At 68.2% G+C, this 13108-nt stretch carries 14 protein-coding genes; 5 read left to right on the plus strand and 9 right to left on the minus strand.

The features are described from left to right. Positions 1 to 20 precede the first annotated feature (20 nt). Positions 21 to 1184 carry a low temperature requirement protein A gene (locus IW249_RS10585; RefSeq protein WP_196920575.1) on the plus strand — a complete coding sequence of 388 codons (1164 nt, stop codon included), beginning with the start codon at positions 21 to 23 and terminating at the stop codon, positions 1182 to 1184. Positions 1185 to 1194: 10 nt separating this feature from the next. Next, complete coding sequence (locus tag IW249_RS10590; RefSeq protein WP_196920576.1) at positions 1195 to 2091, plus strand: helix-turn-helix domain-containing GNAT family N-acetyltransferase; 897 nt, start codon at positions 1195 to 1197, stop codon at positions 2089 to 2091. A gap of 41 nt (positions 2092 to 2132) precedes the next feature. Here IW249_RS10590 and IW249_RS10595 read toward each other — a convergent pair whose 3' ends face one another. Genes IW249_RS10595 through IW249_RS10605 form a run of 3 tightly spaced genes read right to left on the minus strand, consistent with a single transcriptional unit; the run spans position 2133 to position 3693 of the window. Then, positions 2133 to 2516 (minus strand): hypothetical protein, encoded by a 384-nt coding sequence (locus IW249_RS10595; RefSeq protein WP_196920577.1) that lies wholly within the window; start codon positions 2514 to 2516, stop codon positions 2133 to 2135. Next, positions 2513 to 3400, minus strand: coding sequence for a class I SAM-dependent methyltransferase (locus IW249_RS10600; RefSeq protein WP_196920578.1), 888 nt, complete (start codon positions 3398 to 3400; stop codon positions 2513 to 2515). The genes IW249_RS10595 and IW249_RS10600 overlap by 4 nt, the downstream gene beginning before the upstream one ends. Continuing rightward, positions 3400 to 3693, minus strand: coding sequence for a hypothetical protein (locus IW249_RS10605; protein WP_196920579.1), 294 nt, complete (start codon positions 3691 to 3693; stop codon positions 3400 to 3402). Before IW249_RS10605 ends, IW249_RS10600 begins: the two co-directional genes overlap by 1 nt. 56 nt (positions 3694 to 3749) lie before the next feature. On the opposite strand from IW249_RS10605, the gene IW249_RS10610 reads away from it, so the two are divergent. Together IW249_RS10610 and IW249_RS10615 are read left to right on the plus strand one after the other, a co-directional pair. Beyond that, positions 3750 to 4394, plus strand: coding sequence for a TetR/AcrR family transcriptional regulator (locus tag IW249_RS10610; RefSeq protein WP_307788561.1), 645 nt, complete (start codon positions 3750 to 3752; stop codon positions 4392 to 4394). A gap of 109 nt (positions 4395 to 4503) precedes the next feature. Further along, complete coding sequence (locus tag IW249_RS10615) at positions 4504 to 5115, plus strand: dihydrofolate reductase family protein (protein ID WP_196920580.1); 612 nt, start codon at positions 4504 to 4506, stop codon at positions 5113 to 5115. 67 nt (positions 5116 to 5182) lie between these two features. On the opposite strand, the gene IW249_RS10620 is transcribed toward IW249_RS10615, so the two are convergent. The 4 genes from IW249_RS10620 to IW249_RS10635 form a co-directional block, all read right to left on the minus strand. Continuing rightward, positions 5183 to 7090, minus strand: coding sequence for an ABC transporter permease (locus tag IW249_RS10620; protein WP_231392476.1), 1908 nt, complete (start codon positions 7088 to 7090; stop codon positions 5183 to 5185). A gap of 125 nt (positions 7091 to 7215) precedes the next feature. After that, on the minus strand, positions 7216 to 8646 hold the full coding sequence (locus IW249_RS10625) for an extracellular solute-binding protein (protein WP_196924727.1): 1431 nt from the start codon (positions 8644 to 8646) through the stop codon (positions 7216 to 7218). Positions 8647 to 9084: 438 nt separating this feature from the next. After that, entirely contained in the window at positions 9085 to 9855 is a 771-nt protein-coding gene (locus IW249_RS10630; protein ID WP_196920582.1) for an IclR family transcriptional regulator, read from the minus strand. A gap of 126 nt (positions 9856 to 9981) precedes the next feature. Further along, the gene (locus IW249_RS10635; RefSeq protein ID WP_196920583.1) at positions 9982 to 10347 is read right to left on the minus strand and encodes a hypothetical protein; all 366 of its coding nucleotides are present in this window, start codon (positions 10345 to 10347) and stop codon (positions 9982 to 9984) included. A gap of 92 nt (positions 10348 to 10439) precedes the next feature. On the opposite strand from IW249_RS10635, the gene IW249_RS10640 reads away from it, so the two are divergent. After that, positions 10440 to 10901 carry a hypothetical protein gene (locus IW249_RS10640; protein ID WP_196920584.1) on the plus strand — a complete coding sequence of 154 codons (462 nt, stop codon included), beginning with the start codon at positions 10440 to 10442 and terminating at the stop codon, positions 10899 to 10901. A gap of 130 nt (positions 10902 to 11031) precedes the next feature. Here the strand turns inward: IW249_RS10640 and IW249_RS10645 are convergent, their stop codons facing one another. Both IW249_RS10645 and IW249_RS10650 read right to left on the minus strand, forming a co-directional pair. Beyond that, on the minus strand, positions 11032 to 11580 hold the full coding sequence (locus tag IW249_RS10645; protein WP_196920585.1) for a hypothetical protein: 549 nt from the start codon (positions 11578 to 11580) through the stop codon (positions 11032 to 11034). 557 nt (positions 11581 to 12137) lie between these two features. After that, positions 12138 to 13022, minus strand: coding sequence for a DUF1963 domain-containing protein (locus IW249_RS10650; RefSeq protein WP_196920586.1), 885 nt, complete (start codon positions 13020 to 13022; stop codon positions 12138 to 12140). Positions 13023 to 13108 lie beyond the last annotated feature (86 nt).

Here is a 13108-nt window from a genome sequence, read left to right on the forward strand (position 1 = left end):
CACCGGAGGAGGAAGCGCCGATGGCGAGCAGGCCGGAGCGGTTGCTACGGGGAAGGGACGCGCCGCTCAGCGCCTCCTTCCTGGAGCTGTTCTTCGACCTGGCGTTCGTCCTCGCCCTCAGCCAGTTGGCCGAGCATCTGCTCCACGACCTCACCCTGGCCGGGACGCTGCGTACCGCCCTGCTGCTGGTCGGTGTCTGGTGGATCTGGGTGACCACCACCTGGACCGCCGACTGGTACGACCCGGACACGCCGATCATCCGAGCGGTGCTGGTCGCCGCCACGCTGGGCAGTCTGCTGACCGGGGTCGCGATCCCACAGGCGCTGCACGGACGGGCCGGGCTGTTCGCCGGCGCGTACGTCGCGGTCCACCTGGTCCGGGGCGTGATCACCGTCTCGACGCTGCGCGGGCATCCGCGCCAGCGCCGGGCGCTGCGGATTCTCTGCTGGTACAGCGTCACCGCCATACCGTGGCTGGCCGGCGTGTTCCTGCCGGAGTGGCGGGTGGTGCTCTGGGCGTCCGCGCTCGCGATCGACCTGAGCGGGCCACGGCTCGGCTGGCCCACGCCCATGCTGGGTCGCGCCCGGCAGCAGGAGCTGCGCCTCGCCGGCGAGCACTTCGCCGAGCGCTACCAGCAGATCATGATCATCACGCTCGGTGAACTCGTCCTGGTCGCCGGCCTGTCGTACTCCGGCACCCGCCTCGACCCGGCCGAGACCGCCGCCTTCCTGCTGGTCTTCGCCACCGCCGTGCTGATCGGTCTGCTCTACGTGACACCCGCCGGTCAGCACCTCGGCTCGGCCATCGAGCACGCCGACACGTCGCGGCTCGGCGTCATCGCCGGATACCTGCACCTGGTGATGATCGCTGGCATCGTGCTCACGGCTGTCGGGGCCGAACTGAGCATCGCCCACCCCACCGAGGTCGGCGACACGAAGGCTGTCATGGTCATCCTGGGCGGGCCGGCGCTGTTCCTCGTCGGGCGGATCCTCTTCTCGCTGGCGATCCACCGGCGGCTGTCCTGGCCCCGGCTGGGCGCCCTGCTCCTACTGGGCGGCGCGGCGGCCGCCGTACGGATGCCGCTGCTGGCGGTCAGCGCGGTCGCCACGGGTGTGGTGCTCGCGGTGGCGGTCCTGGACAACGCCGGCATCATGTCCTACCGCCGACCCAGATCTGCTGACTAAAGTCAGGTGTATGGACTCGGCTCTCGTCGCCGCCGTGCGGCGGTTCAACCGGACGGTCACCCAGCGGGTGGGTGCGCTCGACGACGAGTACATGGCCCAGGGGCGCCCCCTGGGGCAGGCTCGGCTGCTCTGGGAGATTGGCCCCGCCGGCGCCGAGGTCGCCGCCTTACGGGCCCGGCTCGGCCTGGACTCCGGATACCTCAGTCGACTCCTGCGCACCCTCGAGAACGACGGCCTCGTCACCGTCGGACCGGTCGACCAGACCGGCGGCGACGGGCGGGTACGCGTCGCCACCCTCACTGAGGCCGGCCGAACCCAGTGGGCCGACCTCGACAAGCGGTCGGACGATCTCGCCGCCTCGATCCTCGAACCGCTCAGCGAACACCGCCGCGAACGACTCGTCACCGCCATGGCCGAGGTCGAACGGCTGCTCATGGGCTCGATGGTCGTCATCGAGCCGTGCCCACCGAGCGACCCGCGAGCCCGCGCGTGCCTGCGGGCCTACGTCCGCGACATCGCACGACGATTCGACGGTGGATTCGACCCCGCACTGAGCAAACCGCTCCCCGACGAAGCGCTCGTCCCGCCCAACGGGGTGCTCCTGCTCGCCACCCTCAACAGCGAACCGATCGGCTGCGGCGCTGTCAAACTCCACCCCGACGCGTCCGCGGAGGTCAAACGGGTGTGGGTGTCCGACACCGTACGCGGGCTCGGCGTCGGGCGGCGGCTGCTGGGCGAGTTGGAACGGTACGCCGCCGAGCACGGCGCGACAGCGGTCCGGCTGGACACCAACCGCAACCTCACCGAGGCGATCGCCCTGTACCGGGCGACCGGTTACCGGGAGATCGAGGCGTACAACACCGAGCGCTACGCCCACCACTGGTTCGAGAAGCAGTTGGGGCACTGACGGCCGCAACCGTCCGGCGATCGGGCGTCGCGCTCTCGCGGCTACAGCCGCTCGAAGCTTTCCATGCCGGCGAGTTTCAGCACCTCGGTCCGGGTCGCCGGGCATTCCTTGCGGGTCTGGTCGTCGATGTCACGGCCGTTCGGTACGGGGCCCTGCTTCTCGTACCAGGAATAGAGGTTCACGGTGAGGTTGGCCATCGCGCCCGTCTCGGACCCGATCCCCTTCAGCGTCGGCACCTGGCCGTCCAGGTAGGCGCACACGTCCTTTGCCGACACCGGGGAGCCGTCGGCCGGAGCGGGTCCGGCCGCGCTGGTCGATTCTGTCGTGTCTGGCGCCGCAGCGGGCTTGGGCGCGTCGGCCTCGGTGCACGCCGTCAGGGCGAGCACGAGGCAGAGGGCTGGTGCGAGCGGTCGGAACGTACTCATTGGCTTTTGTCCTCACGGGGTTCGTGGTGGGTGGGGGTTCCGGCGGCGTTCGCGGTGACGAGCCAGAGACCGGCGGGCAGTCGGTAGCCGGCGCCAGGCTCACGGAACCGGTCGAGCAGCCGGACCGCCCCCGCCCGGGCCGAGGCTTGCGCAGTCGGCAGAGCCGTCCGGTACGCGGCACCGGCCGGGCCGACCTCGATGAGCCATTCGGCCACCGCATCGGCGTCGTCCGTGGTCTCCAGGGCGACGTCGCACGGTGTGATCGTGATGGCGGTGAAGCCGGCGGCGGTGAGGATCCGGGTGATGCGTGCGGGGTCGGTGAAGGAAAACGGACCGGGCTCGTCACCGACCGGGAGCGGTGGTAACGGTCCGAGGTGCGGTGCGGCACCGAGCATCGCCGCGGACAGCCACGGGTTGACGCCGCTGTCGCGGAAGACGGTCGCGGCGAGGCGCCCTCCCGGCCGCAGTGATCGCCGGATCGTGGTGCAGCCGGCAACCGGGTCCGCCAACAGCATCAGCGTCATTCGCGAGAACACCGCGTCGAACGGAGCACCCGGCACGGCATCGAGAGTCTCGATGTCGGCACTGTGGAACCGAATGCCCGGGTACCGCTGCCGGGCAGCGTTCACCATCGCCTCGGCGATGTCGACACCGATCGCCGCGCCGGTCTCGCCGACTGCGGCGGCGATCTCCGCCGTGGTGCCGCCGCATCCGCAGCCCACGTCGAGGATGCGTTCGGCAGGCCGTGCGGTCAGGCGGTCCATGGCTGCCGCGCCCAGGGGTCGGCCGACCTCGTCCTGCCGATCGGCGTGACGGATCCAGCCCGCCGCCGCTCCCGCCCAGAAGGCGGCATTGCGGGCCCGCAGGGCGGCGGTGTCGGCCATCAGAACGGCATCTCGGCGCCGTCGACGCTCACCGACCGGAAGTGAGCCGCCTTCGTCGGGTCGAAGCCGTCCTCCTGCGCCGCCAGGCCAGCGGCCCGGACCAGCCGCTCGGACTGGAACCGACGGAATGCCGCTTCGTCCTGCCAGACGTTGATGATCCGCCAGCCGTCCTCGGTCGGCCCGGCGACATGGGCGAGGAGACCCGGTGGCCGGTCCGGCCCGAGGTGTCGCTCCACCTGCCGGTATTCCGCCTCGCTGACGCCGGGCATCTCCTGCAACACACCGAACGGCATGACCGTCACCTCTCGATAGAGTGAACCTCTATCCAATAGAGCACTACACTCAGGCCGTGGTTGTCAAGCGGCGTTATGACTCTTCCCGGCGGCAGGAGCAGGCCCGACAGACCCGGCGAGCGATCCTCGAAGCGGCTGGCCGGCTGTTCGTCGACCCCGGTTACGCCGCCACACCGCTGACCGCCGTCGCCGCGGAAGCCGGCGTCGCGGTCCAGACCCTGTACGCGGTCTTCGGCAACAAGCGGCAACTGCTCTCCCAGTTGGTCGACGTCACCCTGGCCGGTGACGATGAACCGGTGGCCCTGCCGGACCGGCCCTTCGTCGCCGAGATCCGCGCGCTCGCCGACCCTCGCGCCAAGCTCGTCCGCTACGCCCGCCATCTGGCCGAGGTCAACGCCCGGCAGGCCCAGGTGATGCTCGCGCTGGCCGGCGCGGCCACGGCCGATCCGGACGCCGCCGAGATCTGGCGCAAGAACGTCGACGACCGCCGCCGGGGCATGGGCATGTTCGCCGCCGAACTCGTCGGCACCGGAGGCCTCCGCCCCGACCTGAACGTCGACCAGGTGGCCGACATCCTCTGGTTGGCCCAGGACATCCGCAACTTCGACTGGCTCGTCCGGCAACGCGGATGGGCGATCGAGCAGTACCAGCGGTGGTATGTGGACACGGTCAGCGGCGCGATCATCGCCGGCGCCGAATAGCGGAGAGCGCCGGTCATGGCGTGCTGTGATCTTGTCACCGGGTGCCTCGCCGGGCAGGCTGATGGACGTTGCCGCCGAAGCATCCGGCAGCCTGAACGAGGAGATCGTCGTGCGCAAGCTCGTGTATTACATCGCCGCCACCCTGGACGGCTTCATCGCCGGCCCCGACGGCGCCGACCCCACCGGCCCCGGCGGGTTCTGGCCCGTCCCGGATGACTATCTGCGCCACCTCGTCAGCGAATATCCGGAGACGCTCCCCGGTCCGGCCCGGCAGGCGTTCGGCATCACCGGCCAGGGCAGCCGGTTCGACACCGTGCTGGAAGGGCGCCACTCGTACGAGGTGGGCCTGAAGGCCGGCGTGACCGACGCGTACCCGCACCTGCGCCACCTGGTCTTTTCCCGCACGCTGGGCAGCAGCCCGGACCCGGCCGTCGAGGTCATCGGCCAAGACCCAATTGCCACGGTACGAGAGCTGAAGCGGCACGACGGCAAGGACGTCTGGGTGATCGGCGGCGGTGCGCTGGCCGGTGCCCTCTACTCCGAGATCGACCAGCTGATCATCAAGCTTGCCCCGTTGACCATTGGCGCCGGCATCCCGCTCTTCGGCCGCGACGCCGTCTTCGCACCACGCACCTGGCGCCTGACCGACCACACCGTTCTGGACAGTGGCGCTCTCTTCCTCACCTACACGCGCACACAGACCGGAAACGAGTCCGCATGAGCACGTCCCCTGACACCGTGCGAGGCAGGTCCTGACACCAGCGGCCCGTCCGGTTCACATCGCGAACTCAGCCCTTCACAGCGCCCGCGGTGAGCCCTTCGGTCAGGAAGCGCTGCCCGAGGGCGTACATGATCACCACGGGGATGCTGACGAGCAGTGACGCGGCGGCGAGTTGTCCCTGCGGTACGACGTCCCCGGCGATCATCGACTGCATCCCCACCGGGAGCGTCTTGTACTCGTCCTTGGTGATGAACACGAAGGCGAAGAGGAACTCGTTCCAGGCGTTGGTCAGGGTGAAGAGCGCGACCGCCAGCAGACCTGGCTTGGCCAGCGGCAGCACCACCCGGCCGAACGCCTGGATGCGGCTGCAACCGTCGACCAGTGCGGCCTCCTCCAACTCGATGGGGATCGACGAGAAGTACCCCACCAACAGCCAGGTGGCGAACGGCAGCGTGAAGGTCGGGTACGTCACCACCAGGGACCACAACGAGTCGGTGAGCCGGGCGCCGATGAGCATCTGGTACAGCGGGATGAACAGCAGCGCGCCCGGCATCACGTAGGTGAGCAGCACCGTGACGGTGAAGCCCTGCGCACCCCGGAACCGCAGCCGGGCCAGCGCGTACCCCGCCAGGGCGGCGCAGACCAGTGCCACCGCCGTGGATGCCGCCGACACCAGCAGTGTGTTGAGGTACCAGCGGCCGAACGGTTGGTTGTCGAACAGGGCGCCGAACTGCTCGAAGGTCCACGGCGTCGGCCACAGGTCGTCGGTACGCATGACGACCTGGCCCTCGGACTTGAAGGCCGTGACGGCGATCCAGTACAGCGGGCCCAGCACGAAGAAGAGCAACCCGGCCAGCGCGGCCCAGGACCCCAGGCCCGACACCGCTGAGGACGACCGGCGACCACCCCGGGACTGGAGGGTCGAGACGACCCGGCCGACCGCCGCCGCGATCAGCAGGATCACCCCGAGGACCACCGCCGCCTTCCAGAAGATCTGCGGTGATGCCCAGGCCAGCAGACCGGTGACCAGCGCGGTGACGACCCACGGCAGCGCCTTCCGCGCCGTCCCGGCCCACCGCCGCGTGCCGATCCACCGGGCTGTCCGACGTCGCCGGGGCAGTTTGATGGTGGTGTCCTGGCGCAGCAACCGGACCAGGACGAACACCAGCCCGCCGATGATCGGCAGCATGACGAGAGTGACCGCCGCGCCCGCGCCGTACTGGAGTTGCAGGATCGCCTTCGAGTAGGCGATGAGCACGTACGGCGCTGTCACGTCACCCGGGCCGCCCTGCGTCAGCAACCACACGAGGTCGAAGTTGTTGAACGTCCAGATCGACGACAGGGTCACCGTCACGGTGATCACGTGGCGCAGTCCGGGCAGCGTCACGTTTTTGAACCGCTGCCACGACGTGGCGCCGTCGATGGTCGCCGCCTCGTAGAGGTCCGCCGGGATGGCCTTCAACCCCGCCAGGAAACACACGGTGAAGAACGGCACTCCCTTCCAGACGTTCACGAGGATCACCGACGGCATGGCCAGCTCCGGGTCGGAGAGCCAGCCCGCGGGCCAGCTGTCGACCAGGTGCGCGCTGGCCAGCAGTGGCCCGATCCCGGTGGCGGTGAGGAGCGTGTTGACGCTGCCGAAGATCGGGTCGAGCAGCGCACGCCAGCTGAACGCCGTCACCACCGTCGGCACCACCCACGGCACCAGGAGCAACCCCGCCAGCACGGCCCGCCCGCGGCGGCGATGGTGCAGCAGCAGGGCCGCCGCCAACCCCAGCACGACCTTGAAAACCTCGGCGTACGCGGTGAAGACGAACGAATTCACCACGCCGGTGTGGAACTGGTCGTCGCCGACGAGCGCCAGGTAGTTGTCCAGGCCGACGAAGACGGTGTCCTGCCCGTGCCGTTCCGTGGTGCTCGTGATGATCGACCGGGCGATCGGCACGAGGACGAGCCCGCCGACCAGCACGGCCATCGGCGCCAGGAACAGTGCCGCCAGTCGCCAGTCACGACCCAGCCGCCGCTGGACCGCCGTGAGGGAGCCGGGTCCCGGCGGCGGGGATTTCCTCGCCGCCGGGACCCGCGCAGGGCGGACCGACCTCACTGCCGCAGCCCCTGCTGGTTGAAGATCTGCACCATCTTCGCGTGGGCGGCCGTCACGGCCTGCGCCGGCGCCGTGCCCTGCACTACCTGCTGCATCATGTCGGTGAGGACGTAGGCCGAACCCACGGCCTGCTGGCCCGCGCTGGCCTTCTGCGGGAAGGCCAGCCCGTTCTTCGTGTTCAGCGGCAGCTTCAGTTCAGTGATCCTGCGCAGCATGGGGAACGCGGCGTCGCCGCTGGTGAAGAACGGGTCGGCGTCCCAGACCTTCTCCCAGGCGGGCATCACCAGGCCGGGTGCCTCCTTCGCCACCCCGAGCAGCGCGGGCGCGCTGACCAGGTACTGCGCCAGGAGCTTGGCGAGCGCCGGGTTCTTGGCGCCCTTGAAGACGACGAAGCCCTGCGACTGGCCGAGCAGCAGCGGATTGTCGGTCGCCGGCCCGATGCAGTCGGAGAACACGTGGGTGTTCGCGTGCACCGGGTTCTTCTTGGTCCGGGAGTCCGCGTAGACGCTGAACTGGTTGCGGGTGTAGCCGAGGATCCCGGCGAGCCAGTTCTCGTTGTTGCTGGTGTCGGTCCAGCTCGCGATCCCCGGCGGCAACATCGGCTTGTACTTGGAGTTGGTGTAGATGTCGCCGAGGAAGGTCACCGCCTGCACCGTCTCCGGGGAGTTGAAGGTGACCTTCCGGCCGTCGTTGGAGGCGATCGACCCGCCGTAGGCGTTGATCAGCGCCTCGATCATGCCGTTGCCGTCACCGGACCGGTTCACCGTCATGCCCCAGCCGAACCGGCGCTTGGTCGGATCGGAGATCTCCAGGCACAGGTCCCGCAGCTCCTCCCAGCTGTAGATGTCCTTGGGGGAGATGCCCTTGTCCTGCATCCAGTCCTTGCGCAGGAACGACCCGATCCCGATGAAGTGGTACGGGATCGCGAACCACTTGCCGTCGAAGACGCAGAAGTTCTTGGCCTCGGCGCAGGGTTCGCCGTACTTGGCGGTGAGCGCCTGAACGACGTCCGTCACGTCCTCCAGGTCGCCCAGCGACTGGAACTGCGCGACGAACCGCGAGTCGGTCATGAACGCCAGGTCACGGGCCACCCCACCCTTGACCTCGGCGTCGATCTTGGCCACCACGTCGCCGGCGTCGGCCTGGACCAGACTGTTCTCGATCTTCGTTCCGGTGGTGTCTGCGAACTTCTTGATCGAGCTGTCAAGGGCTTCGTTCGCCGCCGTCGAGTACAGCTTCTGCGACAGCATGCCCATCGAGGAGCCCTTCATCGCCGCCGCGGCGTCGATCAGCTCCTGCGGAACCTCTGGCTGCACCTTGCTGGGTGACTCGGAGCTGCCCCCACACGCGGCCAGACCGGCCGCGCCGAGCACCCCCACCCCCATCCCCAGAAAGCCGCGCCGTGACCACGCCGACTTGTCCTCCATGGACACCCGCCTCCTTCTCTTTCCCGCGCACGGCTGCACGCCGAAGGTCTAGCTGGCGAACACCGCGATGGTTGTGTTGCAGTTGGTTTCTGCCGGCGACCACCGAGGGGCGCCCGTCGAGATCAGTTCGTTCGTGGGTTCCTGCGGTGGTGAGCGGGCCCGCCCGTCACCGTGGGACGTCCGCTCACGCGCGCTTCGTCGGAGCCACCCGAGACATGTCGGGTGGCGCTCTCCGGGTGGCGCGACGAGGCTGAGGCGATCGGCGACCGGGCCGAGGCAGTAGCGCTGACGTTCCAGTTCGGTCGGGTCACAGGACCACCGCCGTTCGAGATTTCGAACTAGGTTCGATATACCGTATCGAGTGGTCGCGACGCTAGGGCAGCCTGATGAGCAATGTCAATGTTTCGATGTTGTTTCGAACCGAAAGCGGGAGGTTGCCTACCGAGGTTGCGCCCGGTAGCCCATGCGAGCCGACAACACGGCCGCGCCGTCGCGAACCAGCCCGGTCCACTCCACCTGCACCTGAGGCGTCCAACGAATGATCGGCGCGGACAGACTCATCCCAGCGATGATGGCGCCAGTATGGTCCCGGATCCCCGCAGCGACACAGCGCATCGCGGTGTCCGACTCGCCGATGTCGACCGCGACACCCTCCGCCCGGACACGGTTCAGATGCTCACGAAGAAGATCCGGGTCGGTGATGCTGTCCGGCGTCATGCCCGGCAGGGGGTCCTTCAGCAGGACGGCGTCCAGGTCCGCCTGATCGAGGGCCGACAGCAGTACCTTGCCGACGGCCGTGCAGTGCGCGGGCAGCCGCAGCCCGACCCCGGAAACCATCCGAACGGGGTGAGTGCTGTCGAACTTGACGAGATAGATGACATCGGCGCCGTCGAGCACCGCCACATGAACCGCCTCGTCGCACGCGGCGGCCACGTCCCGCGCCACGCCCTGCGCCTCGCGTACCAGATCAAGCCGGCCCGCGAACGCCGCGCCCAGCTGGAACAGCGGCATGCCGAGCCGATACTGCACAGGCTGACCCGGTACGGAGATCAGGTACGCGCGAGCCTCAAGCGTCACGAGCAACTCGTGGACAGTCGTGCGGGGCAGGTCGAGTCGCTCCATCACCTGGCGGGCCGACAGTTGGGGGCAGTCCAGGAACAGTTCGAGGACGTCGAGTGCGCGGATGACCGCCGGTACCACACGGGGCATGTTCGATAGTCCCTTCGCAGTGCCGGACCCGTGTCAACGATCTTCACGCGGGCCAGCACCTGAAGAGGATATCTACGTCAGCGCCCGGCGCCAGGAACTCGAGCCCCGCACCCCTCCGACACCCGGCTACTTCAGGTAGGGGTTCGAGCTCTGGGGATCCGGCACGCCCCAGCGAGCGGTGCGCGACAACTCTCGCCCCGCCTGGGTCTCGACGATCATCAGGCCCTCGTCGCGATGGATCCAACTGTGATCCGTGTACTCCCACGCAGCCTGGTCGGCGAGCAGGTCAGGAAGCTGTCCGCGGGGAACCACCTCGTAGCTGCCGCTGCCGTCGACGAGCAGCCGGCGTACCTCGATGAGCCCCTCATCGACCAGAGCGACCAGGGCAGCGGCAAGCACCGGCAGCAGGGCCAGCTTGTCTTCCTGGTCGAGATCGGTCCGCCAGTCCCAGAGCACGCTCGGCAGAAGGTCATGCTCCTGAGCGTTGACCATGAGGCACTGCTCCTCATGGCTCAGTCCGTCCCAGGCGCACACGGGCAGATCGTGGCACACCATCGGCAGGCGGTAGTTTGCCGAAAGTGAGTATGTGGATCTACCTGCAAGGGCTCGAATCCTCCGACCTGCCCGTAGGCCCAGCAGGTTTTGACGCCCTGTTCGATGTCGAGTTCGACGAGCTGCGCCGGCGGGTCCGGGCAGGTACCGCAGCATGGCTGGAGCGCGGCTTCTTCCAGCTGAACGAGCTTTACCTGCTCCAATCGCAGCTGGGTGCCGACCGGGAACTTCCCGTCTTCGGAGGCCGGCACATACCCGACCCCGGCGGCGGGCCGGGCCACGTGACGCTCGATCCGCCGGAAGTGGTGCGGACCGCGGCGTACCTGGGAAGAGTTTCGTTTCCGGACCTGTGGGAGGAATGGGGCCAACTGCCCTCGTCCGAGTCCGACGACGAGCTGCGGGAGCGCCTGGCTCAGCACCACGAGGACCTACGAGCCTTGTATGCCAGCTCCGCCGAGCGGGGTTGGGCAGTGGTCAAACACTTCTCGTTCTGACCCGCTCGGGATCCAGGTCGATGACCGGAACCGCGAGGACCGCGCAGGGTACGACGAGTCCTTGACCGGCAACTGCTGGTGCGGACGTCACCGTGGCGCAAATGGCGCTCTCCAAGGCGCGTAAGGCCCTTCAGGATCCGGTCGTCTGGAATCTGCGGAGCGCAGCCTCGGCGAGCTGGGTGAGGTATGTGTCGCCGCCGGGTTTGTTTCCCTCCTCTTGGACGACCACCAGAGCGGTTCCGATCCGGATGAGTATGCTGTCCCATTCCAGCGTCTCGGAACCAGACGTGCGGCAGCTAAGGTGAATACTGTCATCGCCCAGCCGCGGCCCTGGCGCCACTGCGTAGCGGTACCTGTCGCCGATGCCAAGGCCGGACGACACCACGACGGTGGGGCAACGGCCGATGAAGGTCCGCAGGTCGGTCATTGCTCGTCGTGCGCCGTCATCGGCGTAGGTCCTGAGGACTTCGTTTGCCACCCAGGACCAATCGGGGTCCGCGTCATAACTGAGGGTGGCTGCGGCCATCGCTGACGGGTTCCCGGTTAGCCGCCTGCCCGACAGCAGCGGGATCATGTCCGAACAGGACACGTTGGCGGCCGGGCGCTGGTCTCCAGCATCTCGCGCCATGGTTGTCGCGATCTGCACAGTGAATCCGGCCGGCAGTGAGTCCGTGGTCACCAGGCGTGTGGACAGCGTAGGGGAGTAGCCGGATCCGCCGGTCGCCGGAACTGCTGGGGAAGCTGGCTTCATTGCTGTGGCCGAGCCGGTCGCCTGCGCCGTGGAGGGGGTGGTTTCGCCCGCTGATCGATCTGTTGGGTGAGCAGTTGAAGAATCGCACGCGGTCACCATGCAGACGGCCACCACCGCGACTGACCTACGCAGCACCATCCTGAGCACCGGGCAGACTCCACCTCTCGCGCGAGAACGCGTCAGGCTACCAACGCGCGTGACGTCAGCCGTCGCGCACCCTAAAGCGCGTCTGGCTCGCAGCCCGCCACCAATAATCATCACCAGTCGGGCCGACCCTGCGCCGATCCGCCCGTCATCGCTGGCTTGGCTGCTCTTTTGGCTGCTCACGCAGCCGCTAGGCTCCCCGCCCGATGTAGCCCCGGGTCCACGCCTCCATGAATCGGGCCCGGGTGATCGGCCCGGCCCGGCGCAGGTAGGCCACCATGAGCGCCAGTCCGCCACCGCCCATCGGCTTCACTTGACGGGTGACAGCCGCCGCCGGTGTTCTATGGGATCGACTCAGCCACGGAAAGTGCCTCGTCCAGCCGACTAGCAGCCAGGTCGTCGTGACGGATCACGAAACTCCCATCACTCCGGTAATAGAGCTCGTTGTCTACGGGAAAGCGGGCGAGCGACACCCACTCACTCGTCAGCCGGTGCGTTTCCTTCTCCACATGGGAATACCATTTCGCGACCGGGATGACGATCTCGCCGGTCTTCTCGCGCCACGCGAGGGTCTGCTCCGCAAAACTCTTGATTACCTCCTCGTCGGCATACCCGCCGATATAGGCGCTGGCGTACCCGTTGTCAGGCGGCCAGAGATCGTTGGCCAGAGCGCAGAATTCGTCAAGGTGCGGCAGGTCACGCTCGAGGTCACGGGCCAACTGTTGCTGGAAGGGCGACAGGTCGTCGTCGTCCTCCTCGTCCTCGTCGTCCGCCCCGAACCAATCGGGGAACTCCGCGCGCAGCGTGGCACCGACGTCGTACTGCTCGCCGACGAACGCGTCGTCGGTGGATCCTGCCGCCACCTCGGTATCGGTACCGGCCGGCACATACACGACTCGCCCATACCTTCGCTCCCCGGTGGCAGCGGCCTGCTCGTGATTCAGGAAGAACAGCAGCGAGCCGTCTGCCGGCAGACCGAAGCCGTCGACTCTTGGCAGCACCGCACAGTCGACCGAGAAGATGAACGGCAACGGACTGACCCCGTCGGACGGCCAGTCCACGCCCACCGGCAGCCGGGGCAACCCACCGAACTGCCCCACCGGAACACCGCTGGATCCTCCGCTCAACCGGATCGACAAACGGAGGTGCTGGATGAACCGGCTGACCTCGTCGTCCGGGATGCCCAACGCGAGCGCTGCACGATGAAACTGCCCCTGATGATCCACAGCGAAACATGGTGCCACGAAGACAACACCAGGGGGCGAGCCCGGCGGCCGGCGTTGACTTCGAGCCGTACTCCCACTTCCTCGAC

Source organism: Micromonospora vinacea (genome assembly GCF_015751785.1).
In the GTDB taxonomy this organism is placed as follows: Bacteria; Actinomycetota; Actinomycetes; order Mycobacteriales; family Micromonosporaceae; genus Micromonospora; species Micromonospora vinacea.

What these genes read in the sequence shown, in the direction of transcription:
- IW249_RS10595 (WP_196920577.1), bottom strand. Translation starts at nt 2,516, where the DNA reads ATGAGTACGTTCCGACCGCTCGCACCAGCCCTCTGCCTCGTGCTCGCC.
- IW249_RS10635 (WP_196920583.1), bottom strand. Translation starts at nt 10,347, where the DNA reads ATGGTCAACGCTCAGGAGCATGACCTTCTGCCGAGCGTGCTCTGGGAC.
- IW249_RS10600 (WP_196920578.1), bottom strand. Translation starts at nt 3,400, where the DNA reads ATGGCCGACACCGCCGCCCTGCGGGCCCGCAATGCCGCCTTCTGGGCG.
- IW249_RS10605 (WP_196920579.1), bottom strand. Translation starts at nt 3,693, where the DNA reads ATGCCGTTCGGTGTGTTGCAGGAGATGCCCGGCGTCAGCGAGGCGGAA.
- IW249_RS10625 (WP_196924727.1), bottom strand. Translation starts at nt 8,646, where the DNA reads ATGGAGGACAAGTCGGCGTGGTCACGGCGCGGCTTTCTGGGGATGGGG.
- IW249_RS10630 (WP_196920582.1), bottom strand. Translation starts at nt 9,855, where the DNA reads ATGCCCCGTGTGGTACCGGCGGTCATCCGCGCACTCGACGTCCTCGAA.
- IW249_RS10585 (WP_196920575.1), top strand. Translation starts at nt 21, where the DNA reads ATGGCGAGCAGGCCGGAGCGGTTGCTACGGGGAAGGGACGCGCCGCTC.
- IW249_RS10640 (WP_196920584.1), top strand. Translation starts at nt 10,440, where the DNA reads ATGTGGATCTACCTGCAAGGGCTCGAATCCTCCGACCTGCCCGTAGGC.
- IW249_RS10590 (WP_196920576.1), top strand. Translation starts at nt 1,195, where the DNA reads ATGGACTCGGCTCTCGTCGCCGCCGTGCGGCGGTTCAACCGGACGGTC.
- IW249_RS10620 (WP_231392476.1), bottom strand. Translation starts at nt 7,090, where the DNA reads ATGGCCGTGCTGGTCGGCGGGCTCGTCCTCGTGCCGATCGCCCGGTCG.